This is a genomic window from Hymenobacter armeniacus (genome assembly GCF_014699055.1).
Taxonomy (GTDB): Bacteria; Bacteroidota; Bacteroidia; order Cytophagales; family Hymenobacteraceae; genus Hymenobacter; species Hymenobacter armeniacus.
In genome coordinates this window covers 631,174-655,267 of sequence record NZ_JACXAC010000001.1, presented here as the reverse complement: position 1 = coordinate 655,267, position 24,094 = coordinate 631,174, and the positions used below count along the sequence as shown (strand labels likewise).

Annotated in this window: 21 protein-coding genes; 5 read left to right on the top strand and 16 right to left on the bottom strand. The window is 67.7% G+C overall.

Annotated features, from left to right (window positions below):
* Positions 1–47: 47 nt before the first annotated feature.
* Together IC234_RS02865 and IC234_RS02860 are read left to right on the top strand one after the other, a co-directional pair.
* Positions 48–998: a coproporphyrinogen III oxidase gene (locus IC234_RS02865; RefSeq protein WP_190922313.1), complete on the top strand. Its 951-nt coding sequence runs from the start codon at positions 48–50 to the stop codon at positions 996–998.
* A 141-nt stretch (positions 999–1,139) separates the two neighbouring features.
* Positions 1,140–2,096 (top strand): 1-phosphofructokinase family hexose kinase, encoded by a 957-nt coding sequence (locus tag IC234_RS02860; RefSeq protein WP_190922312.1) that lies wholly within the window; start codon positions 1,140–1,142, stop codon positions 2,094–2,096.
* Positions 2,097–2,157: 61 nt separating this feature from the next.
* Here the strand turns inward: IC234_RS02860 and IC234_RS02855 are convergent, their stop codons facing one another.
* From IC234_RS02855 to IC234_RS02790, 14 genes are all read right to left on the bottom strand, one after another.
* A complete protein-coding gene (locus IC234_RS02855; protein WP_190922311.1) occupies positions 2,158–3,144 on the bottom strand; it encodes an MlaD family protein in 987 nt (328 codons plus the stop codon).
* Positions 3,145–3,430: 286 nt separating this feature from the next.
* A complete protein-coding gene (locus tag IC234_RS02850) occupies positions 3,431–4,216 on the bottom strand; it encodes an ABC transporter ATP-binding protein (protein WP_223827434.1) in 786 nt (261 codons plus the stop codon).
* Positions 4,217–4,228: 12 nt separating this feature from the next.
* The gene (locus IC234_RS02845; RefSeq protein ID WP_190922310.1) at positions 4,229–4,987 is read right to left on the bottom strand and encodes an MlaE family ABC transporter permease; all 759 of its coding nucleotides are present in this window, start codon (positions 4,985–4,987) and stop codon (positions 4,229–4,231) included.
* A 184-nt stretch (positions 4,988–5,171) separates the two neighbouring features.
* On the bottom strand, positions 5,172–7,571 hold the full coding sequence (ppsA, locus tag IC234_RS02840) for a phosphoenolpyruvate synthase (RefSeq protein WP_190922309.1): 2,400 nt from the start codon (positions 7,569–7,571) through the stop codon (positions 5,172–5,174).
* A 169-nt stretch (positions 7,572–7,740) separates the two neighbouring features.
* Positions 7,741–7,893 carry a hypothetical protein gene (locus tag IC234_RS02835; protein ID WP_190922308.1) on the bottom strand — a complete coding sequence of 51 codons (153 nt, stop codon included), beginning with the start codon at positions 7,891–7,893 and terminating at the stop codon, positions 7,741–7,743.
* Between the two features lie 39 nt (positions 7,894–7,932).
* The gene (locus IC234_RS02830; RefSeq protein ID WP_190922307.1) at positions 7,933–8,835 is read right to left on the bottom strand and encodes a universal stress protein; all 903 of its coding nucleotides are present in this window, start codon (positions 8,833–8,835) and stop codon (positions 7,933–7,935) included.
* Entirely contained in the window at positions 8,835–9,716 is an 882-nt protein-coding gene (locus tag IC234_RS02825) for a universal stress protein (RefSeq protein ID WP_190922306.1), read from the bottom strand. The genes IC234_RS02830 and IC234_RS02825 overlap by 1 nt, the downstream gene beginning before the upstream one ends.
* Before the next feature lie 77 nt (positions 9,717–9,793).
* On the bottom strand, positions 9,794–10,639 hold the full coding sequence (locus IC234_RS02820; protein ID WP_190922305.1) for a universal stress protein: 846 nt from the start codon (positions 10,637–10,639) through the stop codon (positions 9,794–9,796).
* Between the two features lie 57 nt (positions 10,640–10,696).
* Positions 10,697–11,524: a universal stress protein gene (locus IC234_RS02815; RefSeq protein ID WP_190922304.1), complete on the bottom strand. Its 828-nt coding sequence runs from the start codon at positions 11,522–11,524 to the stop codon at positions 10,697–10,699.
* Positions 11,525–11,545: 21 nt separating this feature from the next.
* Positions 11,546–11,725: a hypothetical protein gene (locus IC234_RS02810; RefSeq protein ID WP_190922303.1), complete on the bottom strand. Its 180-nt coding sequence runs from the start codon at positions 11,723–11,725 to the stop codon at positions 11,546–11,548.
* Positions 11,726–11,776: 51 nt separating this feature from the next.
* On the bottom strand, positions 11,777–13,267 hold the full coding sequence (locus tag IC234_RS02805) for a BON domain-containing protein (protein WP_190922302.1): 1,491 nt from the start codon (positions 13,265–13,267) through the stop codon (positions 11,777–11,779).
* 322 nt (positions 13,268–13,589) lie between these two features.
* Positions 13,590–16,283 carry a cation-translocating P-type ATPase gene (locus IC234_RS02800; protein ID WP_190922301.1) on the bottom strand — a complete coding sequence of 898 codons (2,694 nt, stop codon included), beginning with the start codon at positions 16,281–16,283 and terminating at the stop codon, positions 13,590–13,592.
* Between the two features lie 18 nt (positions 16,284–16,301).
* The gene (locus tag IC234_RS02795) at positions 16,302–17,321 is read right to left on the bottom strand and encodes a 2-hydroxyacid dehydrogenase (protein ID WP_190922300.1); all 1,020 of its coding nucleotides are present in this window, start codon (positions 17,319–17,321) and stop codon (positions 16,302–16,304) included.
* 40 nt (positions 17,322–17,361) lie between these two features.
* A complete protein-coding gene (locus tag IC234_RS02790) occupies positions 17,362–18,663 on the bottom strand; it encodes an NRAMP family divalent metal transporter (protein WP_190922299.1) in 1,302 nt (433 codons plus the stop codon).
* A 139-nt stretch (positions 18,664–18,802) separates the two neighbouring features.
* Between IC234_RS02790 and IC234_RS02785 the strand changes: the two genes are divergently transcribed.
* Positions 18,803–19,546 (top strand): LOG family protein, encoded by a 744-nt coding sequence (locus tag IC234_RS02785; RefSeq protein WP_190922298.1) that lies wholly within the window; start codon positions 18,803–18,805, stop codon positions 19,544–19,546.
* 6 nt (positions 19,547–19,552) lie between these two features.
* On the opposite strand, the gene IC234_RS02780 is transcribed toward IC234_RS02785, so the two are convergent.
* Entirely contained in the window at positions 19,553–20,386 is an 834-nt protein-coding gene (locus IC234_RS02780) for a DUF6544 family protein (RefSeq protein WP_190922297.1), read from the bottom strand.
* Positions 20,387–20,419: 33 nt separating this feature from the next.
* Positions 20,420–21,928 (bottom strand): amidohydrolase family protein, encoded by a 1,509-nt coding sequence (locus tag IC234_RS02775; protein ID WP_190922296.1) that lies wholly within the window; start codon positions 21,926–21,928, stop codon positions 20,420–20,422.
* 323 nt (positions 21,929–22,251) lie between these two features.
* On the opposite strand from IC234_RS02775, the gene IC234_RS02770 reads away from it, so the two are divergent.
* Both IC234_RS02770 and IC234_RS02765 read left to right on the top strand, forming a co-directional pair.
* Positions 22,252–23,070 carry a universal stress protein gene (locus IC234_RS02770; protein WP_190922295.1) on the top strand — a complete coding sequence of 273 codons (819 nt, stop codon included), beginning with the start codon at positions 22,252–22,254 and terminating at the stop codon, positions 23,068–23,070.
* Positions 23,071–23,250: 180 nt separating this feature from the next.
* Positions 23,251–23,949, top strand: a complete 699-nt coding sequence (locus tag IC234_RS02765; protein ID WP_190922294.1) for a glycosyltransferase family 2 protein — start codon at positions 23,251–23,253, stop codon at positions 23,947–23,949.
* Positions 23,950–24,094 lie beyond the last annotated feature (145 nt).

Genomic DNA, 24,094 nt, shown 5'->3' with positions numbered 1-24,094 from the left:
GGGAGCTTGCAGTGGTTACGGCGCCCGTTTACGCAGATGCAAAAACGATGAAAAGCAACGTGATTCCCCCGTCGGCCTTCCGGCCGCGTGCGGGGGCCGCCGACTGGATGCGGCAATTTCAGGACTGGCTGTGCCACCGCTTGGAAACGGCGGACGGGGGCGGCAGCCGGTTTCGGCACGAAGAATGGACCCACCCCGGCGGCGGCGGCGGCCTGGCCCGCGCCCTGCAGCACGGGGCCGTGCTGGAGAAGGGCAGCGTGATTTTTTCGGAAGTATGGGACGAAATGAGCGAGCCGCTGGTCAAGCAGTTGCAGCTCAACGACCGGAGCTACTTTGCCACCGGCATCACGGCGGGCTTGCACCCGCGCAGCCCCATGGTGCCTATTTCGCATTTGAGCCTGCGCTACTTCGAAGCCCGCACGGGCGAGGCCTGGTTTGCCGGCAGCCTCGATTTGACGCCGGTGTACGTGGACGTGGCGCAGGCCCGCTGGTTTCATGCCCAGATTCAGGCCGTGTGCAACCGCCACGATGCCGGCTACTACGCCCGCTTCAAGGCCGAAGCCGACGAGCATTTTTACCTGCCCCACCGGGGCGAAACCCGGGGCGTGGGCGGCCTGCACTTCCCCCAGCTGCGGGTGGGCCCCGACGGCCTGTTTGAGGAATTGCTGGCCTTTGTGCAGGACGTGGGCGAGGTGTACGGCCGCACCTACTGCACCCTCATGGGCCAAAACGCCCACCTGGCCTACTCCGAACCCGAAAAACGCTGGCAGCAGGTGCGGCGCGCCCGCTGCGCCGAGTTCACCCTTGCGACGGGCCACCCCGGCCGCTTCGAGCCCGCCACCGGCTACCCCGAAGGCATGGTGCTGGGCCTGCCCCCGCGGGCGGAGTGGCACTACAACCACGCCCCCACCCCCGGCTCGCCCGAAGCCCAAACCCAGCAGTGGCTGCGGCGCGGCGTCGACTGGCTGGCGCCCAACAATCCGGCCGTTGGCCCCTGAGCGGGGCTGCGGGCCGCCGGCCCGCCTCGGCAAGTTCGCAGCCCAGACGCCCCCAAGCCTCCCCGCAGTAAACCTGGTGACGGGTGCCCCGAAAATAGTATCCCGTTCACCTTTCCTTTTTCACTGTTTTTCCTTGCACTCATGCCAGCTGTTGCCACCCTCACCTTAAGCCCGGCCCTGGACAAAAGCACCGCCGTGGCCGGCATTGTGCCCGACCAGAAACTGCACTGCGCCCCGCTCGTCGCCGAACCCGGCGGCGGGGGCATCAACGTGTCGCGGGGCCTGCGCCGCCTCGGCACGCCATCGGTGGCCATTTACCCGGCGGGCGGGCCAACGGGCGCGCAGCTCGAAGCCCTGCTCGCGGCCGAAAACATTGCCTCGCGGGTTATTCCGACCAAAAGCGCGGTGCGCGAAAACTTTGTCGTCGTCGACACGAACACCAACCAGCAATACCGCTTCGGCATGCCGGGGCCGCCGCTCACCGCCAGCGAGCAGCTGCAAGTGCTGGAGGTGCTGCACCAGTTCGTGCGCCGGCCCGAGTACCTGGTCATCAGCGGCAGTTTGCCGGCGGGCGTGCACCCGTCCTTTCTCACCAAAGTGGTGCGCCAGGCCCGGGAAATGGGCATTAAGGTGATTGCCGACACCTCCGGGCCGGCCTTGCACGCCGTCATCGAGGCCGGCGCCTACCTCATCAAGCCCAACCTGGGCGAGCTGAGCCACCTGGCCGGCGAGGCCGAGCTCGACAGCGCCAGCGTGCCCACCGTGGCCCGGCAGCTCATGCGGGCGGGGCGCTGCGAAATTGTGGTGGTGTCGCAGGGCGCGCAGGGCGCATGCCTGATTACGCCCGAGTGGGAAGACCACATTCCGGCCCCGGCCGTGAAGCGGCGCAGCACCGTGGGCGCCGGCGACAGCCTGGTGGCCGGCCTGGTGCACGCGCTGGTGCACGCGCAGCCCCTGCGCGAGGCCGTGCGCCTGGGCGTGGCCTGCGGCACGGCCGCCACCCTGAACCCCGGCACCGAATTGTTCCACCGGGCCGATGCGGAAAAGCTCTACCACTGGCTGCTGAAAACCATGCCCGCCGCGCGCATCGCCACCTGAGGAGCAACGCCGCGCGGGCACTGAACCGGCCAGCCCACCTGCGGCCGTTGTCCCCATTCGCCTATTGCATGGCAGCACGGGCCTGCTTTTCGCGAGCCTGTTTTTTCTGCTGGCGGCGCAGGTAGCCGCGCAGCAGGAAGGTGTGCTGCAGGGCGTCCATGCTGCGGTTGAAGCCGGCCGTGCCCTGCTCCACGTGCTGCAGGGTGAGGCGCAGCTGGCGGCTGGCGGCGGTGTCGGTGAGCAGCGTGTGCACGGGGCCGGCGCCGTGGGCCACCTGCCCTTTCAGGCTGCCGACCAGGGCCGCCAGCGTGTCGGAAGTGCCGGCCAGGCCCCGCGAGGCGTACCCCAGCCGGCCGGCAAAAGCCGTGTCGGTGAGCAGGTAGCCCAGCGGCCCCCGCCCCCGCCGCACCCCGCCGGTGAGCTGAGCCACGTCGCGCGTGGCCTGGCCGAGCTGGGCAGAGGCCCCGGCGGCGTTGCGCAGGCTGCGGCGCAGGTTGTCGGCCAGGGTGCGGTCGTCGAGCAACTCCCAGAGCGCCTTGCTGCCGTTGAGCCTGGCGGTCACCTGGCGCAGGTCCTGGGTGATGCTGACCAGGTTTTTGTTCGACACGTCAAAGGTGCTCAGCAGGTCATCCATGCCCACGGGGCGGCGGGTGCGCAGCTGGTCGCCGGGCTGCACGGGCGGGGCCGCGCCGCGCCCGGCCGTGAGGTTGATGATGGTGTTGCCCACCAGCCCGTCGGTGCCGATGGCGGCCACCGCGTTTCGGCGCACGAAGGGCTGCGCGTCGCGGTTCAGGTTGATAGCCACGCGCACGGTAGTATCATTCAGCAGCTTGATTTCGCGCACCGTCCCCACGGTGATACCGCCCAGCCGCACGTTGTTGCCCGTGAGCAGGCCCGACACGTTCCGAAAATCGGCCTGCACCACAAAGCCGCGGCTGAACAAGCTCTGCTGCCGCCCCAGCAAGTACAGCGTCACCAGCAGGCACGCCAGGCCCACGACCACGAACAGGCCCAGCTTTACATAGTTACCGGTCGGGCGTTGGGGCATGGGGGTAGTGTTGAGTGGTGAGTGGTGAGTAAAAGGAACGTCATGCTGAGCGCAGTCGAAGCATCTCTACCGCTTCGCCTGACGCCGGGACCTCACCCCCGGCCCCTCTCCAAAAGAGAGGGGAGCCTGACGACTTGTAGCGTGGACTCTGCGAGTCCGCGTCTTGGCGAAGGATGTCGATGTTCTAGCAGGCGCGGACTCGCAGAGTCCACGCTACAAGTGCAATACCGGTGCCCCCTCTCTTTTGGAGAGGGGGTCAGGGGGTGAGGTCAATCGTTGAGCGTATTCAAGCAAAAAACTCCTTCACTTTAGGGTCCATATTCCTGGCTAATTCGTCATAAGTACCCTCCGCATAGCAGCGGCCGTCCACGAGCAGCACCACGCGGTCGGCCACCAGGCGCACGCAGTTCATGTCGTGCGAGATGATGAGGGCCGAGGTGCGGTATTTCTGCTGCACTTCGCGGATGAGGTGGTCGATTTCGCGGGCCGTCACGGGGTCGAGGCCGGTGGTGGGCTCGTCGTAGAGGATGATGTCGGGGCGCAGGATGAGGGTGCGGGCCAGCGCGATGCGCTTGCGCATGCCGCCCGAGAGCTCGGCCGGCAGCAGCTCGGCGGTCTGGGCCAGGCCTACATCATCGAGGGCCTGGAGCACCAGCGCGTCCTCTTCCTCCGGGCCGTGGGCCAGCCAGTGGCGGCGCAGCGGGAAGAGCAGGTTGTCGCGCACGGTCATCGAGTCGTAGAGGGCGTTGCTTTGGAAGAGGAAGCCGACCTTGGCCCGCAGCCGGTCCATGGCGGCGTGGTCGAGGGCGGCCACGTCCTGGCCCAGCACTGTGATGCGGCCGGCATCGGGCGTTAGCAGGCCGATGATGCACTTGATAAGCACCGACTTGCCCGAGCCGGACTTGCCCAGCACCACCACGTTTTCGCCCCGGTGCAGCGCCAGCGAAAAGTCGCGCAGCACGTGGTTGTCGCCAAACGACTTGCTGACTTTATCCACCGTCAGCACCGTTTCGGCCGCGGCGGCGGCGGCGGCGGGGCGGGGCATTTCCTGGGTGATGGATTCGGGCTGCATGGCGGGTTGGCGTTAGTTAAGTCCCAGCAAGCCGGTGATTTGCACCGCCACCAAATCGAGCAGGAAAATGACCAGCGAGGCTACCACCACGGCCGAATTCGCCGCTTGCCCCACCCCTTCGGTACCCTTGTCGGAAAAGTAGCCTTTATAGCACCCGATGAGCCCGATGGCGAACCCAAAAAAGAAGGTCTTGATGAAGGCCGGCAGCACGTCGCCGAAGGTCAACCCGCTCAGAATGTTGTTCACGAACAGCGCCAGCGTGGTCGTACCCTTCATGTTGATACCCAGATAAGAAGCATACAGTCCAATGGCATCGGCCAGAATCGTGAGCAGCGGCAGCATGAGCGTGGTGGCCATCACCCGCGTGGCCACCAGGTACTTAAACGGGTTGGTGCCCGACACTTCCATGGCGTCAATCTGCTCGGTCACGCGCATCGAGCCCAGCTCGGCCCCGATGCTGGACCCAATTTTGCCGGCGAAAATCAGCGCCGTGATAATCGGCCCCATCTCGCGGATGATGGTGAGCCCCACCATGGTCGGAATCCACGATTCGGCCCCGAACTGCGCCATGGTGGGCCGGCTTTGCAGCGTGAGCACCATGCCCATGATAAACCCCGTGATGCCCACCATCGGCAAGGACTGATAACCCACCACGTAGCACTGGTGCAGCAACTCGGCCAGCTCGTAGCGCGGCCGAAACCCCTCGCGGAAGAAGCGCCCGGCGAAGCTGGTGATTTCGCCGGTTTCGGCCAGTAGCGAGGTGTCGGGCATGGGGTTGGGAATATTTTATATTGTCGTTGGAGGCATAGAGGCCGTCATGCTGAGCGGAGCGCAGCGCAGTCGAAGCATCTCGCGTGCCGCCACTAACCCTTTTTCAACGATGGATTTACTGCCACAAGCGAGATGCTTCGACTACGCTGCGCTCCGCTCAGCATGACGTTCTTTCATCGTTCAGCTACGGGTACTCATCGGCCACCACTTCCTCCGCTTTCACCATATTCGCCATTCCATTAAGCAGCGCATCGGGCGTGAAGGAAATGCTGTCGATGCCCTGCTCGACCAGGAACTGGGCGAAAGCCGGGTAGTCGCTCGGGGCTTGGCCGCAGAGGCCGATGGGCCGGCCGTGCGCCTTGGCCGTGCGAATGACCTGCGAGAGCAGCCGCGTCACGGCCTCGTTGCGCTCGTCAAAGAGCCCGCTCACGATGGCCGAGTCGCGGTCCAGGCCCAGGGTGAGCTGGGTTAAGTCGTTGGAACCGATGGAGAAGCCGTCGAACACCGTGGCGAAGTCCTCGGCCAGAATGACGTTGCTCGGGATTTCGGCCATCACGTAGATTTCCAGGTTGTCGACGCCCTGGCGCAGGCCGAAATCGGCCATCAGGGCCACCACGCGCTGGCCTTCTTCCACCGTGCGGCAGAAGGGAATCATGGCCTTGATGTTGGTCAGGCCCATGTCGTGGCGCACGCGCTCCAGAGCCGCGCATTCCAGCCGGAAGCCCTCGCGATATTGCGGACTGTAATAGCGCGACGCGCCCCGGAAACCCAGCATCGGGTTTTCTTCCTCCGGCTCAAACTGCCTTCCACCTAGCAGGTTGGCGTACTCGTTGGTCTTGAAGTCGCTCATGCGCACGATGACTTCGCGCGGGTAGAATGCCGCCGCCACGAAGCCCAGCGCCTGGGCCAGCTGCTCGATGAAATACTCGGGCTTGCTGGCATAATTGGCGGTGAGGGCCATGATTTCCTCGCGGGCCTTCTGGTCGGTGAGTTGGTCGAAGGCCACCAGCGCCATGGGGTGCACCCGAATGGCGTTGCTGATAATGAACTCCATGCGCAGCAGGCCCACGCCCTGGCTGGGGTAGCGGGCCAGCGTGAGCGCCCGGTCAGGGTCGGCCAGAATCAGCATGGGCTTGGTGTGGGGCTGCACGAGGTGCTCCAAGTCGATTTCGTGCTCTTCCCAGGCCAATTGGCCTTCGTAGATGTGGCCCTCGTCGCCCTCGGCGCAAGAGACGGTGATGCGCTGCCCGTCCCGGATTTTCAGGGTCGCATCGAGCGTGCCCACCACGGCCGAGAGGCCTAGCTCGCGCGCCACAATGGCCGCGTGGCTGGTGCGCCCGCCTTGGTTCGTCACGATGACGGACGCCTTTTTCAGCACCGCGTTCCAGTCGGGGCTGGTGCTGTTCGTGACCAGAATGTCACCAGTTTGCAGGCGGTGGCCGTCGGCCGGCGAGTCGATAAGCCGCGCCACGCCCGACACAATCTGGCTGCCCACGGCCTTGCCGGTGGCCAGCAGCGAGCCGCGCTCGGTGAGGTGGTACTCGTGCAGGCGCAAGGCCCGGCGGCCGTGGTGTACGGTTTCGGGCCGGGCCTGCACGATGTAGAGGCTGCCGTTGAGGCCGTCCTTGGCCCATTCGATGTCCATGGGCATGCCGTAATGGTTTTCAATCAGCAGGCACCAGCGGCCCAGCTGCTCGGCTTCGGCATCGGTGAGGGCGAAGGCGGCGCGGCGCTCGGCCGGCGTGTCGGTGTTTTTGATACCGGTGGTGCCGGCGTCGGTGGCGTAGCGCATGGTTTTAGCCTTGTCGCCCAGCTTCTTGCGCACCAGAGCGCGCTTGTCGGTGCGCAGGGCCGGCTTGAAGAGGTAGAACTCGTCGGGGTTTACAGCGCCCTGCACCACGTTTTCGCCCAGGCCCCAGCTGGCGGTGAGGTAAATCAGGTTGTCGTGGCCGGTTTCGGGCTCGATGGTGAAGGCCACGCCGGCCGAGGCCAAATCGGAGCGCACCATGGTTTGCACGCCCACCGACAGCGCCACTTTCAGGTGGTCGAACCCGTTCTGCACCCGGTACTTAATGGCGCGGTCGTTGAACAGCGACACGTAGCATTTCTGGCAGGCGTCGAGCACGGCATCGGCGCTGCGCACGTCCAGAAACGAGTCGTGCTGCCCGGCGAAGCTGGCCGTGGGCAGGTCCTCGGCCGTGGCGCTGCTGCGCACCGCCACCTGAATTTCGTGCTCGTAGCCGGCCCGCAGCTGGTGGTAGGCATCGGCAATGGCCAGGCTCACCGAATCGGGCAGCCGGGACACGCGCAACATCATCCGCGCCTCGTTGCCGATGGCGGCCAAGTTGCTGAATTCCTGCGTGTCGAGCTTGGCCAGCAGAGCGGTGAGCGGCTCGCGCAGGTTGTTCTCGTTCAGAAACAGCTCGTACGCCTTGGCCGTGAGGGCAAATCCGTTCGGCACGCTGATGCCCTCCGCGCTCAGGCGGTTGTACAGCTCGCCCAGGGAGGCGTTTTTGCCGCCCACCAGCGCCACTTTGTCATTGGTCAAATCCTGAAAAAACAGGGCAAATGGTTCGGGTGCCATACTGGGAGTGGTTGGGGTTGAAAATGGCTAAAACCGCCGCCCTGCGCCGCGCAAAGCCGGTTTTTATTCTTCCCAAAACTATCCGCGCCACCGCGCCACCGCACTGCGTTTTCTCAATCGGCCGGCTGATTAAAATCATGGTCCAGCCGGTCATCGCCCAATTTGATAATCAAGCGGTTGCTCGCGCGTGCAGCAGCTTGTAGCCTCCCAGCCAGCCCGCGCCCAGATGGCCCATCACCGGCAGCGCCACAATGAGCGTGTTAGCTACTTCGCGCCGCCACATGCTGATGCCAAACGCCCTGGTGCCCAGCAGCAGAGACACGGGCTAGGGCAGCATTTTCTTCGTGCCGGCTATAGCTCGTTAAGCTTGGGCTGACGCCGCCGCGGAGGCATCTGCCTGCGGGATTTCGGCGGCGGTGGGCAGCACCAGCACCGGCACAGGACACAGCTCCAGCAAGCGGGCCGTCACGCTGCGGTGGAACAGGTCGCTCATGAAGCTGCGCTGCCGGACCAGCGTAATCACCACGTCGGCCGCGGCGTCCTGCGTGGCCGTGAGCAGGCCTTCGGCGTAGTCGCTGTCGAGGTAGCCGCGCAGCTCGGGCGTCTGAAACTCGACCAGGCCGCTGCGGCGCACGGCGTGCAGGGCGGCGGCGCAGCCGTCGTCGTCCACCACGCCTTCCGACACGTGGGCCACCACCACGGCCGTGCCGAGCAGGGCCAGCACGGGGCGCAACGCCTGCGCCGCCGGGCCGAGGGCAAACGGCTCGCGGTCGGCCGCGATGAGGAAGCGGTGCGGCGGCTGGTCGGTGGGCGCCGTGGTGGGCACGGCCAGCACCGGGTAGTGGCCGGCCCGCAGCAGCTCGGCGCACAGGGCAGCCATGCCTTCGTGGTCGGGGTGGTCCTCGTCGGGCTGGCCGAGCACGAACAGGGCCGGGCTGTAGCGGGTGGCCAGTTCGTGGGCGATGTCGGGCAGCAGGTCGGTGGCCATTTCGACGGTGGCGGGGCTGTGCAGGGTGTGGGCCAGCTGGCGCAGGGCGGCCACGGTGTCGGTTTGGGCGGCCAGCTCCTGGCGGTGGTACTTCTCCCCCACCGCGCCCACCAGCTCGTAGGGGTCGAAGAGCGAGGCGCGGTTGACGTGCAGCAGCACCAACTGGCCGTGCACGGCCTGGGCCAGCGTATCGGCGTAGCGGATGGCGTGCCGGGCGGGCTCGTAGAAACCGGATAAAACGATGAGCGTAAGGGGCATGGCGGGGGCAGGTTTCATCAGTTGGTCGGCGTAAATGCAAGGGTTTCGACCGGCGCCGGCTCGGCGTCAAGCACCTGGGCCGAGAGCAGCAGCACCGGCACGTGGGTGTGCCGCAGCACGTAGCTGATGACGCTGCCGCTGAAGAGCTTGTGCGCCCAGCCATGGCCCTGGTCGAGCAGGGCCACCGCATCGGCGTGCAGGTCGCTCACGGCCTCCAGAATGCCGGAGCCGGGCAGGTTGCTCACCACTTTGTGCAGGCCGCAGGTGGCCGCGCCGGCCGTGAGGCCGCTGTGCTGGGCGGCGCGCAGGCCATCCCAGCCGCCGGTCCGCTCTTCGTCCGGCAAAACCGTGACGGCCACCGGCTCCAGGTCGAGGCTGTCGAGCAGCGGCCGCACGACTTTGGTGGTGGCCGCCAGCCGGAAGGGCCGGTCTTCCACGGCCAGGGCCAGGCGGTGGGGCGGGTGCAGGGCGGCATCGGGCAGGTGCTCGGGCACGAGCAGCAGGGGGCAGCCCATCTGGTGCGGCAGGGCCACGGCGCGGTTGCTGAACCACTCTTCGAGGAAATTGCTGGTGGCCGTGAGCCCGGCCACCACGAGCATGGGCTGGTACTTGGCCAGGACTTCCTCAATGGCACTGGGCCAGTCCGACTCCAATATCTCGGCGGTGGCGGGCACGGGCATCACGTCGGCCACGTGCTGGAGGCAGCGGCCGGCGGCGGGCACGTACTTGTCGTCCATCACGGGCACCACCATGCCGTATTCGGTGCCGATGGGCATGGGCAAAAAGACGTGGACGAGGTGTAGCTCGGCCTTCAGCGGCGCGGCCAGCACGGCGGCGTAGGACCGGGCCCGCTCGGCAGCGAGCGAAAAATCAGTGAGCACTACGAGGTTGGGAACCATGACAATCAACGGCTAAAGTGAGACGAAAGGCACTGGCTTCAGGCCTAACACCCGCTTCACGGATGACGCCTGAAGGGTCAATCCACCATTTCGGCGGCTACGGCCGGCAGCAGCAGCACCGGCACCGGGCTGCGGCGCAGCACCTGCGCCGTGATGCTGCGGTGGAACAGCCGCCCCAGAAAGCTGCGCGGCCGGGCAATGAGAATCAGCAGGTCGGCCGCGGTATCGGCCACGGCTTGCAGCACCCCGGAAGCCGGGGCCAGGTGGTGCTCTTCGTACAACTCCAGCGGCGTGCCGGGCGGCAGCAGCCCGCTGGCGCGCACGTCGGCCAGGGCCATCTGGCCGGGCATGGCCAGTTGCTCGCGCCGGGCATGCACGTGCACCACCGTGTAGTGGGCCGGCCAGGACGCCAGCAGCGGCGCCAGGTTCCGGGACAACGCATTGAGCATTAGCGGCTCGGCATCGGTGGCAATGACAATGCGGCTGGGCAGGCACGGCGGGGGCGCGGCTTCGGGCACCAGCAGCAGGGGCCGGTGCGTGGCGCGCAGCACGGGCAGGGCCTGGTGGTGCAGCAAGTGCTCGAGTGGGTTGTGCTCGGCGCTCAGGCCCAGCACCAGCAGCAGCGGGTGGCTGCGGTGCACGGCTTCGCTCACGGCATCGTGCAGCGTGCCGATGGACACCTGCACCTCGGCCGGCGCGGGCAGGTCCTGGGCCGCCACCTGGAGCTCCTGCATGGTTTCGGCCTGGCTGCGGAAGGCCTCGGCAGCCGTCACGGTGAGCAGGTCGGGGTCGAGCACGGGGGGCTGGTACAGGCTCAGCAGCGCCAGGTGCACGTGCAGCGGCTTGCCCAGCACGGCGGCGTATCGGGTTGCTTTTTTGGCCGTCTCCGATAAGTTGGTGAGTATCAAAAAAGAGAGGGCCATGCGGGGAAGCGTAAGAGGATGAAGCAGGAAAGCCAGGGGCGGCGCCGTGCGGCCGGCTCAGTCCTCGGCCGGAAACACGAGCACCGGCACCATGCTTTCCTGAATAAGCTGGGCCGTGACGCTGCGGTGAAACAGGCTGCCGAGCAGGCAGTGGCGCCGGGCCACCACCACGAGCAGGTCGGCCTGCTGGCGGGCGGCTTCGCCGAGCACGCCGCCGACGATGTCGGACTGGTTGATTTCGTGCAGCCGGTCGAGCGGCAGCGGTTCCTCGGTGAGGCCGGTTTGCCGCAACGTGCTGAGCATCTTCGCGGCATCGGGGCGCACCTGGTCGGGCACGGTGACGTGCACCACATCGAGCGTGCCCTGGGTGGCCTGCAGCATCCGGTGAAGCACGTCCTGGTGCGGAAAAAGGTGGAACGGCTCGCCGTCGACGGCCAGCAGCAGGCGGCGGGGCAGGGCCGCGTCCTGCCAGCCCACGGTGGGCACCACCAGCAGCGGATGGGGCACCTGCCGCAGCAGGTCCATGGCCGCGCTCATGATGATTTCCTGCGGCGCCGTGGCCGAGCCGGGCCGGCCCAGCACCAGCAGCAGCGGGTGGTGCTGGCGCACCGATTCCTTCACGGCCTCGGACAGAAATTCGTCCGAAATGTCGACGTCGGTCATCACGGGCTGATGGGCGGCCAGCTCGTAGAGCGCGTGCACCGTTTTGCGCTCCTCGCGCTGCAGGTAGTGCCGGCGGTATTCGGCCGGGGCCAGGAGGCCATCGTGGCGCACGTGCAGCAGCACCAGGTGGGCCTGCAGCGGCACCGCCAGCCCGGCGGCGTAGGACAGCGCCCGGTTGGCTACGGCCAGAAAATCAGTCAGCACAACAATGGAAGCACTCATGACGGATGTAGAAGAAAGCGGCTAGCGCAGGCCAGCCAGGGTGGGAATTGGTTCGGCGCCGGGGGCGGTAGCGCGCCGCGGGCTGCCGGGCTGCGGGGAGTAGCCGCCCCAGTCATCGAACGCCATGGCGGCATCGGCTTCCTGGCTGCACTGCTGCGTGCTGGGGCTGATGGACATATCCTGGGCGCCGGCTCGGCGCAAAGCGAAAAAGAAAGGCGGCGGGGAGGAAGTCTGCATTGGCTCGGCATTAGGTTAGATAGTGGGCGATAAAACCGTTCGTTTCTCTGGCGTGGGGCACACCCGCAAGTGGTTGTCGACTTCGGTGGCACCCTGCTCGTAGGCTTCGCGAACCGCCAGCTCGCGGGCCTGCGCCGTATCGACGGCGCCGGTGAGGGTGACGCGGCTTTCGCCTTCTTCCACCCGCACGTCGATGGGCTGGTTGTGCAGCCACACCGACCACGCGTAGCGGGCGCGAATGCGCGCCACCAGCTCGGCGGCCGGCAAGGGCTTTTCGGCCGGGCGGAGGCTGCCGGTGAGGTGGCCGGCCAGGGCCTGTGCGGCGTGGTGGCCGTCGGGCCACACGGCCACCCGGTTTTCCACGTCCACCACGCCGTTCACGCCCGAGGCCAGCTCGCCGGCCTGCTCCTGCTCGAAGCGGCTGCTCACCCAGCCGTGGAGCGTGGCCCGGCTGTTGAGCACCGTCACGCTGAAGTGGAAGCCGTGCAGGTAAGGGTCGCGCTGCAGGGCCGCGGCCACGCGTTGGCGCAGGTCGGCATCGGACCAGAACCGGGTGGGGCGCACTTTCAGCAGGTTGTGCACCTCGCGCACGCCCGCCACCTGGCCGGCGTCGTGCGCGGCGCTGCGGCAGGCGCGCAGGTTGCCCACGGTGCCGCGCAGCGTCACGGCGCCGGCGTGGGCCTGCACCTCCACCTGGGGCAGCTCTTCCCGCAGCCGCGGGTCGCGGTCGAAGGTGTCGCGCACGGCCTGGGCAATGGCCTCGTCGGAACGGTCCAGGTCTTCCTCCCGGCCCATGCCCGGCCCCAGGGCCCAGCGGGCCACCAACAGGTCGCGGCCGTCGACGCGGCTGGCGCCCAGCTCGTAGGCCAGGCCCTCGATGCGGCGCTTTACCGCCAGCGAGCCCACGGTGCCTGCCAGGTGCACCATCCGGTCGGCGGTGCGCACCTGCACCAGGTTTCTGTTAACCCGGATGTCCCAGTCGAGGGCTTCGAGCAGCTGCCGGGTCAGGTCGGCGTCGGATTTGGGCGGGCCTTCGCGGCACACCCGCAGCTGGTCGTCCACGATGTGCTGCACGCCGCGCACGCCCTCTACCACGCGCAGGGCCAGCTGCTTTTCGGCCCAGGAGCGCACCGTGCCCGTGAGCCAGACCATGCCGTCGGACACGGTGCAGCGCAGGTTGTAGTCGCGGGCCACGGGGTCGTCGGCGAGGGCCTGCTGCACGTGCTGGTGCAGCTCGGGGCTGGGCACGTCGGGGCCGTTCACCACCAATTCGTTCACCACGCCGCGCACCCCGCACACGGCCAGGGCAATTTCCTCGGCCCGGTGGCGCGAGAGCAGGCTGTTGGTGGCGCCGGTTAGCTCCACAATGCCCGCTTTGGTGCTCACCTCAATCAGGTGCGGCGCTACTCCCCTTTTGGTCAGATAACATCGTTTGATGGCGGCCGTGATGTCGGCATCGGCGGCCGTGCCGGCCGAAGCCTGCGGCGGAGATTCCAGCGTTTGCATAGCATTCAGGGATGGAATAATAGCGGGAGGAAAAGCCCAGCCAGCCACAGTTTGCCGCTGGACTATCGGGCCCGGAAGCGGGCTGGCGGCACCGAATAATTAAGCGCAGGCCCTATTCGCTCTGACCGTGCGAAATGAATGGCACGTCGCCCAAGCTTCGGGAAGTGAGTCATTCAAAATTCGGCAACTTCCCCAAGCGATTCCCTGATGACGGTTAGGCTTTTAATTGATTTTCATCAGCGCAGCCCTCGCCGAGCCCCCCGCCTATTGCCGGGCCGGCAGCGGGATGGCGCAGGCACTAGCACGCGGTATCATCGGCTGCTTAGGCCACTTCTGCCAGCGGGTGCTTGCCGGCCGCGGCCACCCAGCGGCCCACCTGCACCAGCAGCACCGACAGCAGGCCAAAGCCGGCCACCAGCGCCCACGCCATGGGGGGCAGCGACCCGATGTTCAGCAGCGCGCGCAGGCCGGGCACCAGGTAGGTAGCGGTCAGCACCGAGCCGCACAGGGCCAAGGCGCCCCACACGTAGCGGTTGCGGGTGACCTCGGAACGCAGAAAAGTGCGGTGGTCGGCCGCGAAATCGAACACGTGCAGCAGTTGCACCAGCGCCATTTGGTAGAACAGCACGTTGTTGCAGACATCGAACGACCAGCCCATTTCCCAGCGGGCGAAGCCGAAGGCCCCCACCCCGCCGACGGTGAGCGCCAGGGCGTAGAGGCCCGTGCGCCGCCAGTCGCCGCCGGTGAGCAGGGGCTTTTTGGGCGGGCGGGGCGGGTGGCCCATCAGGCCGGCCGGCCCCGCCCCAAGGGCCAGCGCCAGGGCCGGAAACACGTCGGTGAGCAGGTTCAGAAACAGGATTTGCAGCGGCCAGAGCGGCACGCCGGGGTGCAGCACGGCCACGCTGGTCACGATGAGCACCTCGCTCAGGTTGCACGACATGAGGTAGAGCAGGAAGGTGCGGATGTTGGCCAGAATGATGCGCCCCTGCTCAATGGCCACCACAATGGACCCGAAACCGTCGTCCTGCAGCACGAGGTCGGCGGCTTCGGCGGCCACCTGGGTGCCGCGCTGGCCCATGGCAATGCCGATGTCGGCCCGGCGCAGGGCGGGCGCGTCGTTCACGCCGTCGCCGGTCATGCCCACCACCTGGTGGTGCTGCTGAAACATCGTAATCAGGTCGAGCTTCTGGGCCGGGCTCACGCGGGCAAACACCTGGGCGTGGTGCAGCCGGCGGCGGCCCGCGCCGTTGGGGTGCCGCAGCAGGTCGGGCAGCTCGGTGCCGGTTATCACGTCGCCGGGGTCATTGTTATCGAGCAGGCCCACCTGCCGGGCCACGGTGCGGGCCGTGGCCGGGTGGTCGCCGGTGGCCATGATTACCCGGATGCCGGCCGTGCGGCAGGCCACCAGCGCGGGGGCCACTTCCAGCCGGGGCGGGTCGAGAAACGCCACCAGGCCCACCCAGGCCAAGTCGCGCACGAAATCGGGGCCGGGGTGCTCGGGCCACTCGGCGCTGGCGAAGGCCAACGTGCGCAGGCCATTGGCGGCTAATTCTTCGGCCCTGACCAACCAAAGGGCTTTTTCTTCGCCGGACAGCGGCGTGGGGCCGGCGGCCGTCCACTGGTGGCGGCAGTGGGGCAGCACGGCTTCGGTGGCGCCCTTCACGGCCACCAGGCAGCGGCCGGGGGCCAGTTGGTGCACGGTGCCCATCAGCCGGGTATCGGCGCTGAAGGCTTGCTCGGCCAGGCGGATGGCGGCGGCCAGGGCGCCATCGGCCGGGGTGCCGGCCAGCTGCCAGAGGGCAATTTCGAGCGGGTCGCCGGTGGTGCGGCTGGGGTCGGTGGGATGGTAGGTGGCATTGTTGCACAGGGCCGCCAGCAGCTGCACATGCGCAAAGCCCGGCCCGGCCAGCACGCCGGTGGCGGCGCATGCGGCGGTGCCCGGGGCGCCGGCCGGCGGGGGCACATCGGCCCGGCCCTCGGGCAGCCAGACGGAGTGTACTTCGATGCGGTTTTGGGTGAGGGTGCCGGTTTTGTCGGTCACGATGACGCTGGTGCTGCCCAGCGTTTCCACGGCCGGCAGGTGCTTCACCAGCACGTGCCGCCGGGCCAGCCGCAGCGTGCCAAAGGCCATGGCCAGCGTGGCCACAATGGCCAGGCCTTCGGGAATGGCGGCCACGGCCAGCACCACGCCGGTTTTCAGCACCTGCCCCAGCGGCTGGCCCTGCGCCCAGCCCAGCCCCACGTAGCCCAGCGTGAGCGCGCCCGTGAGCATGATGAGCTGCTTGCCCAGTACATCGAGCTTGACTTCGAGGGGCGTGGGCGGGCGCCGGGTGCTCTGCACCAGCTTCGTGACGTGGCCCAGCTCGGTGCGCATGCCGGTGGCCACCACCAGGGCCCGGCCGTTGCCGTCCACCACGGCCGTTCCCTTGAATACGCGCTGGCGCTGCTCGGCCAGCGGCGCTTCGGCCGGGGCCACGCCAGGGGCTTTGGCCACGGGCAGCGACTCGCCGGTGAGGGCCGACTCGTTCACCTGCAGTTGGTGGGCTTCGAGCAGGTCGGCATCGGCGGGCACCAGGTCGCCGCTTTCCAGCAGCAGCACGTCGCCGGGCACCAGCTCGGCGGCCGGAATCCGGCGGGGCTGGCCGTCGCGCAGGGCCCGGGCCTGGGGCACATCGAGGGCGTGCAGGGCATCCATCGAAGCGCGGGCCTGCCACTCCAGCGCAAAGCCAATGGCCGCATTCAGCAGCACCACCGCCCCGATGGCAATGCCTTCTAAGTAGTCGCCGGTAAACACCGACACGGCCGCCGCCACCGCCAGCACCAGCACCGTGACGCTCGCAAACTGCCGCAGCAGCAGCCGCAGCAGCGTGTCGCGCGCGGCGGTCAGCAGCACGTTGGGGCCGGTTTCGCGCAGGCGGCGCTGGGCTTCGGCCGTGGTTAGGCCAGAAACTGGCTTGGGCAGCGGCGCGGTGGGCGGCTGCACGCTGGCGGGCGGAGGCGAAGCAAGCAACGGCATGGCAATGACGGAAAATGATTAGGTGGCGAGCTGCTGCTGCGCAACGGGCGCGGCCACCTCGTGCGCGGCCGGCCGGCCCAGGCCCCAGGCCGAGAGGCTGGCCACGGTGGCGTCGGCAATGTTGGTGAGGGCCTCGCGGGTGAGGTAGGCCTGGTGGCCGGTGAGCAGCACGTTGGGGAAAGTGAGCAGGCGGGCAAACGTGTCGTCGAGCAGCAGCTCCTGGCTGTGGTCGGCGAAGAAGAGGGGCTTTTCCCGCTCGTACACATCGAGCCCCAGAAAGCCCAACTGGCCGCTTTTGAGGGCGCGCAGGGCGGCTTCGGTATCGAGCACGCCGCCCCGGCCGGTGTTGATGAGCATCACGCCGCGCTTCATCCGGTGCAGCCGCTCGTCGTCGATGAGGTGCTGGGTGTCGGCGTTGAGCGGGGTGTGCACCGAAATGATGTCGGCCTGGGCGCAGGCCTCGTCCAGGGGCACGTAGCGCAGGCCGTACTGCGCGGTCAGGTCGGGGTTGGGCTGCACGTCCACGCCCAGCAGTTGGCAGCCGAAGCCGTGCAGAATGCGCGCCACCACCCCGCCGATGCGGCCCACGCCCAGGATGGCCACGGTTTTGCCGTGCAGGTCGAAGCCGATGAGGTGGTCGAGGCGGAAGTCGTTGGCCCGCAGCTGCTGGTCGGCCTGGCGCAGGTGGCGGCACAGGGCCAGCATCAGCGTCACGGCGTGCTCGGCCACGGCGTAGGGCGAGTATTCGGGCACGTTGGCCACGCGCAGGCCCAGCTGGCGGGCAGCGGCCAGGTCCACGTTGTCGGTGCCGGTGGCGCGCACAGCCAGGTAGCGCACGCCCAAATCCCAGAGCTTGCCGAGCACCGGGGCCGAGGCATCGTCGCGGGTGAAGATGCTAACGGCCAACGACCCCTGCGCCAGGTGGGCAGTGTCGGCGCCGAGGGGCGTATCGACCAGCGTAAGCTGGTGGCGGGCCTGGTTGGCGCGCTGCAAAAAGCTGCGCTCAAACCCTTGCACACTGAAAGCGGTGACGTTCATAAAATCGAAAAAAAGAGAGCCAGAAGGGCGAGAATTTCCGTCAGGGTGCCAGCTGGAAGAGGAGCAGCAGCAGGCCGGCGCCACTCATGAGCACCAGCGCGGCCCCGCCCAGCACATTGGCCGCCAGGCCGTTGGTGAATTCGCCCATCACGGCCTTGTTGTTGGCCAGGTGCAGCACAATGGCAATCATGACCGGGGCAGTGAGGCCGTAGAGCATGGCCGCGTACAGCAGCGCCTGCATCGGGCTGATGCCCAGGCCGTCGAGCAGCACGCCGGCTACCAGCGACACGAACATGGTGGCGTAGAACCCGGGCGCCTGCCGAAACTTGCGGTCGAGCCCGCCGCGCCAGCGCAGGGCCTCGGCCACGGCGTACGACAGGGCTCCGGCCAGCACCGGAATGGCCAGCAGCCCCGTCCCAATAATGCCCGCCGCAAACAGCAAATAGGCCTGCTCGCCGGCCAGCGGCCGGAGCGCCAGCGCCGCCTGCTCCACGGTGGTAATGTCGCGCAGGCCGGCCGGAAACAGCACCGTGCCGGTGGTGAGCATGATGAAAAACATGATGACGTTGGAGCTGAGCATGCCCACGTTCACGTCGGTTTGCATGGTGTGCAGCAGGCTTTTATCGACCACCACCGCGCGGCCCCGGTGGTGGTGCATTTCCTCGGCCTCCATGTCGGCCTGCCAGAAAAACAGGTAGGGCGAGATGGTGGTGCCCAGCAGCGCCACCAGCATGCCCACGAAAGCCGGCGTGAGCCGCAGCTCGGGCACCACGGCGTGGCGCAGCACGTCGGCCCAGTGTTGCCGCACCAGAAAGGGCACCACCACGTACACGAGCAGGGCCGCGCACAGCCACTTCAGCACGGCCGCGATGCGCCGGTAGGGCCAGCGCACCATGGCCACGAGCAGCAGCCCCGTGAACAGGATGCTGAACAGGAACGCCGGCACTTGCGGCACCAGCAGGTGCGCCACCGCGCCCATTCCCTCCAAATCGGCCCCGATGTTGAGCACAATGGCCGGAAACGTGAGCCCCAGCAGCCCCACCAGCACCGCCCGCGGGTAGTGCTGGCGCAGGTTGCCGGCCAGGCCCTGGGCCGTCACGAGCCCGATGCGGGCGCACATTTCCTGCATGGCGGCCATAAGCGGGAAGGTGAAAAGGGCCGTCCAGAGCGTGGCCAGGCCGAACGCGGCCCCGGCCTGCGAGTAGGTGGCAATGCCCGAGGGGTCGTCGTCGCTGGCCCCCGTAATCAGCCCCGGCCCCAGGCTTTTCCAGAAGCCCGGGCGCGGGCGGCGGCGGCGGGGCACGGCCACGGGCACAGGAGCAGGCGAAGCGTTAGGGACCATCGGCGGAGAATAAATTCGGTGGAGAACGGCTGGTGCGGAACGGCTGACCGTGCAGGATTTCGATGCTGATTTCTTGCTAAAATGTTGTTCCTTTGGCGGCCCGTGGCCTCCTGGTTTCGCTGTTTACGCTGCTTCGCCGATGCCTACCCCACCCCCACCCGCCCCCCGCCGCCCCGACCAGGACGAGCGCCGGTTTCTGGCCGGGCCGCGCAGCCGGCGGCGCGAGCTGCGCTTCCTCTGGACGGTGCTGCGGGAGTTTATGCGCGGGTTTCGGGTGCTGCATTTTGTGGGGCCGTGCGTGTCGGTGTTCGGGTCGGCGCGGGTGGCGGCAGGCTCGCCATATTATGAGCTGGCCCGGCAGCTGGGCGCGGGCCTGAGCCGACAGGGCTTCACGGTGCTCACCGGCGGCGGGCCGGGCATCATGGAAGCCGCGAACCGGGGTGCGCGCGAAGCCGGTGGCCCCTCGGTGGGCTGCAACATCGTGCTGAATGCCGAGCAGCACCCCAACGCCTACCTCGACAAGTGGCTGAGCTGCCGCTATTTCTTCGTCCGTAAAGTCTTGCTGGTGAAGTATTCATATGCGTTTGTGATTATGCCCGGCGGCATTGGCACGCTCGACGAGCTGATGGAGGCCCTCACCCTCATCCAGACGCGCAAAATTCTGGATTTCCCGGTCGTGGTGGTGGGGCGCGCCTATTGGCAGCCGCTGCTGGCCCAGCTCACCCACATGCAGGCCCAGGGCATGGTGGCCGCCGCCGATTTGCAGCTGCTCACCTTCACCGACTCGGTGGCCGACGCCCTGGCCCACATCGAGCAATACGCCGTGCAGAAGTTCCGGCTGGTGGCCCGGCGCCCGCCCCGGCGCTGGTGGCTGGCCGAGTAAACCAACTCAAAACGGCTCCAGGGGCTCGTATTCCAGCTCCTGCACGGCAAACTGGGCGTAGGGCTGGCGGTGGCCGTCGATGACCCAGCTGGCTTCGAGCACGGTGGGCACGCGCACGCCGTGCCAGTGGCGGTAGTGCATGAAGCGGCCAATCCAGGGCTGCAAGCCGGCCTCGCCCTGGTAGCGCAGGGCCTCGCACTCTGCTATTTCGTGCTGCTGATTGAAGCGAATGATGCACGACACCGACTGCCCGTGGTGGGTGCACAGCAGCCGGGCCGAGTCGTCGTCGAGGTCGACCCAGCAGATTTCGTCATTAGGCAGCAGGCTGGTGGGCAGCAGCACGGCCTCGGTCAGCCAGCGCAGCAGCTCGCCCTGGTCGTAGTGCGGGCCGCTGCCGTGCAGCACGGGCACCGCGCCCAGCAGGCTCACCGTGAGCTGGCCGCGCCCGTCCTCGTACTCGTCGCGGGCCGTAAACAAGCTGGTAGTGCCCTGCCAGATGAGGCCCGGCGGGCTGGCCGTCAGGTATTCCTCGCCGGTGATGGGCGTCCAGCCCTTCTTCAGGTCGGTTTTGAACTGGCCGTTGTGCCGCAGGCGCAGGCCGCGCAGGTAGGGCTGCCCGTCGCGCAGCACCTGGCGGAAGTAGCGCTTCACCGGCGCGGGCAGGCCCACCAGCTGCGCCTCGCGGTAAATGTGACGGGACACAGCCGTCGAGTCGGCAAAAAGGCGTTCCACGTCGTGGTGCAGGCGGCGGGCCCCGGCGGCCCGGCTCAGCAGCAGGCCCGCGGCCGAGCCGGCCGCCAGCGCCGCCGAGCCCAGCAGCCAGGAGTGTTTGGTGTTCATCGCACAGGAATTGAAGGATGGTTCACTTTTCGCTTAGCGAATGGCCGTGGCCGTCTGGGCCGCCACATTTTGCTGCATGGCGGCCTGCTCGGCTTCGGTGGCCAGCCCGGCCAGGGCAGGCAGGTCGAACAGGCGCCCGCGCAGCACCACCGCCTGAATCAGGCGCAGGTTGTGGATGTCGTCGAGCGGGTTGCCGTTGAGCAGCACCACATCGGCCAAATAGCCGGCGCGGATGCGGGCCATGTCAAACCCGTGTCCGGTGGCCATGGCGGGGTTCACGGTGCCGGCGCGCAGGGCCTCGGCCGGCGTGAGGCCGATGGCCTGCAAGCGCTCCAGTTCGTCGTGCAGGCTGCCGCCGTGGAAGAGATTGGGCGTGCCCGAGCCCGCATCGGACCCCGCCACCAGGCGCACGCCCAGCAGCCCGAACGTGGCCACCATGCTGCGCTGCAACGAATCGACCTCGCGGATTCGGGCCAGCTTGCCGGCCGACAGGTGGGGCCGCTCGCGGGCGGCCAGCGCCCACTGCTGGCGCACGCTGGCCGGCACCGAGCGGAAGCGCGGGTCCTGCGGGTCGGGGTCGCGCCGCAGGTCGAAATCCTGGGTCACCAGCGTGGGCAGCACGGCCGTGCGGTATTGCACCAGCGCCTGGGCCAGGGCCGCGCAGCGGCTGGGGCTGAAGCTGGCCACCACCTCCTTCTGCTGGGCTTTGATGCGGCTCTGCAAGGTGGCGAGGGGCCGGGGGCCGGCCAGGGCCAGCGCCCGCTCCTGCACCAGCTCGTCCTCGCGGCTGGAGCAGGCCAGCAGCAGCTTGTCGGGGTGCTCGATGCCGCCCTGGCCGGCCCCGATGGCGTCGCGCACGGGCACGGTTTCGGGCACCGCACCGGCCACGCGCACGCGCCACTCCTGGGCCACCGTCGCTATGCCCCCAAAGGCGTCGCGCGAGAGCAGCGGGCCGGTTTGCAGGCTGCACCAGCCGGCCTTGATGAGGCTTTCGGCCTGGGCGCGGCCTTCGGCGCGGGTGGCCGCGAGGCCCAGCCCGCTGCGCCCATCGTCCGAGCCGTCGAGCACGGGGCCAGCCAGCTCGATGCGCGGGCCCACGCGGCGGCCGGTTTCGAGGGCTTGGTGGGTGCGCAGCAGGTCGTTGAGGGGCCGGGCCGTGGTCACGTCGCGGATGCTGGTGATGCCGTGGGCCACGTACAGCGGCAGGGCCACCCGTTCGTCGTCGGCCGAGGCTAGGGCGTGGGTGTGGCCGTCCCAGAGGCCGGGCACCAGGTACTTGCCCGTGCCGTCGACGGTGGGCACACCCCGGCCGGCGGGCACCCATTTGCCCACCGAAATGATGAAGCCGTCGCGCATCACCACGTTTCGGTGCGGCTCGATTTCGCCCAAATCGACGTCCACCACGTTCACGTTGCTAATCACCAGCTCATCGACCGGCGGCAGTGCCCTTGGCGGAATAATGACCATCGGCTGCTGCCCGGCGGCCAGCTGTCCCCAGCAGCTCAGCCCCCAAAGCAGTCCCAGAAAAAGACGCGGTTTCATAGTCAGGTGCGGTTTAGAGTGGAAGGTGGGCAGCGGAAATCCCGGCCCCGCTCACAGCCCTTCGAACAGGCCTTGGTGGCGCGCGCCGGCCTGCTCCAGCGTGAGCACAGGTGCTTCAAGCCCGCGACGCAGCGCGCAGCCCCGAGGGATTGCCGGTTGCTGTCCACGGCCTGGGAAGTGAAGTGAATTGCTCCTGCAATTTTTCCCCAAGCCCGGCCGGCAAAACATGACAATAATCAAGCGACTGGCTAATGTTGCGCAGTGCTTTAGCAGTCAGCGCCCTAGTCCTTTGTGTTCGAACACACCCTTTTCCTGGTTGGACTATGGACCCTTCGCTGCTCATCCTGACCGATTTTTTTCAGGCCGCCAACAAGGCCCTGGACTACGCCACCAACCTGTCCCATCCGCTCAACGCGCGCCTGGTGCTGCTGCACGTGCGCCGCGACTCCGTGCTCGACCCCGAACTGTTCACGGGCGGCATCTCCAACCTGAGCCAGGAAGCCATCGACCTGGCCCTCAACAGCGTGGCCCGCAACCTGCCCGTGCCCGTGGTGGCCGAGGTGGGCCGCGGCCGCGTGGCCTTTGCCGTGGCCGACGCCATCAGCCGCCACCACCCGCTGCTGGTGGTGCTGGGCCGCCCCGACTATTCTGACACGCCCGACGAGCTGGTGCAAACCACCTCGCTCGACCTGCTGCGCACCGCCCCCTACCCCATGCTGGTGGTGCCCCACGGCGTCGGCTCCACGGCCCCGCCCCGCCGCGTGCTGCTGGCCGTCGATGGCCACCCGTTCGCCCTCGGCGAACACGCCGACAATGCCCACCAGTTGCTCAAAGCCCTGGGGGCCAACATCACCGTGTTTCACGTGGTGCCCGAAACCGGCCCCGACGAGCTGCCGCCCCAGGTGCTGGAGTCGGTCACGCGCACGAGCCTGCTGGCCGACCTGCCGCCGGTGCAGTGCCGCACGGTGGTGGACGGTCACGCCGCCACGGCCATCCTGGAAGCCGCCCAGCCGGCCGATTACGACCTGGTCGTGCTCGTGGCCCGCCACCGCAGCTTCATGAGCGCCCTGTTTCACCGCAGCGTCACGGCCCAGGTGATGGTGGCCAGCAAGCTGCCGGTGCTGGTGCTGCCGGCACATTAGTCAAATTACTGGAAACAGACCACCCCGCCCGCGCTAGCGGTGGCGGGGCCGCCGTCAATTAAGGCGAAGCCGTTGGGCCGCACCGTGCGGCTTAAGGGCGGCGGCGGCATCTTTGTGGTTCATATCGCGCCGGCCGCCCCGTTTTGAGTGGCCGCAGCGCGCTTCTGTTTTCCACTTTTCATGCCCCAGCCCCGCATCAGCGTCATCATTCCGGCCCACAACGAAGCCAACGCCATCGGCCTGGTGCTGGCCGAAATCCCGGCCGGCTTGGTGCAGGAAGTGGTGGTGGTCGACAACAACTCGACCGACGACACCAGCGCCGCGGCCCGGGCCGGGGGCGCCACCGTGCTGCACGAGCGCCGCCCCGGCTACGGCCACGCCTGCCTGGCGGGCATGGCCTACGTCTTCGGCAAGCCCCAATCCGAGCAGCCCGACATCGTCGTATTTCTCGACGGTGACCACTCCGATTTCCCCGACCAGATGCCTGACTTGCTGGCGCCGCTGCTCCGCGGCGAGGCCGACCTCGTGATAGGGTCGCGGGCCCTGGGCGAGCGCGAAAAAGGCGCCCTGCTGCCCCAGCAGCGCTTCGGCAACTGGCTGGCGGCGCGGCTGCTCAACCTGCGCTACCGCGGCAACGTCACCGACCTGGGCCCGTTTCGCGCCGTCCTCGCCCCCGCCCTGCTGGCCATCGGCATGGAAGACAAAACCTATGGCTGGACGGTGGAAATGCAGGTGAAAGCCTTCCGCCAGGGCCTGCGGGTGGTGGAAGTGCCCGTGCGCTACCGCAAGCGCATTGGCACCAGCAAGGTGTCGGGCACGGTGCGCGGCACGCTGGGGGCAGGCTACAAAATTCTATGGACCATTTTCCGGTATTGGTAATGCATTACGCAAACGTCTGTCATCCTGAGCTTGCGAAGGACCTTATCACGACTGAACACTAACCTCATTAATGGCGCAGGCGTGATAGGGTCCTTCGCTCCGCTCAGGATGACAAACGTTTTTAGATTACTCCACTCTTTGTTGC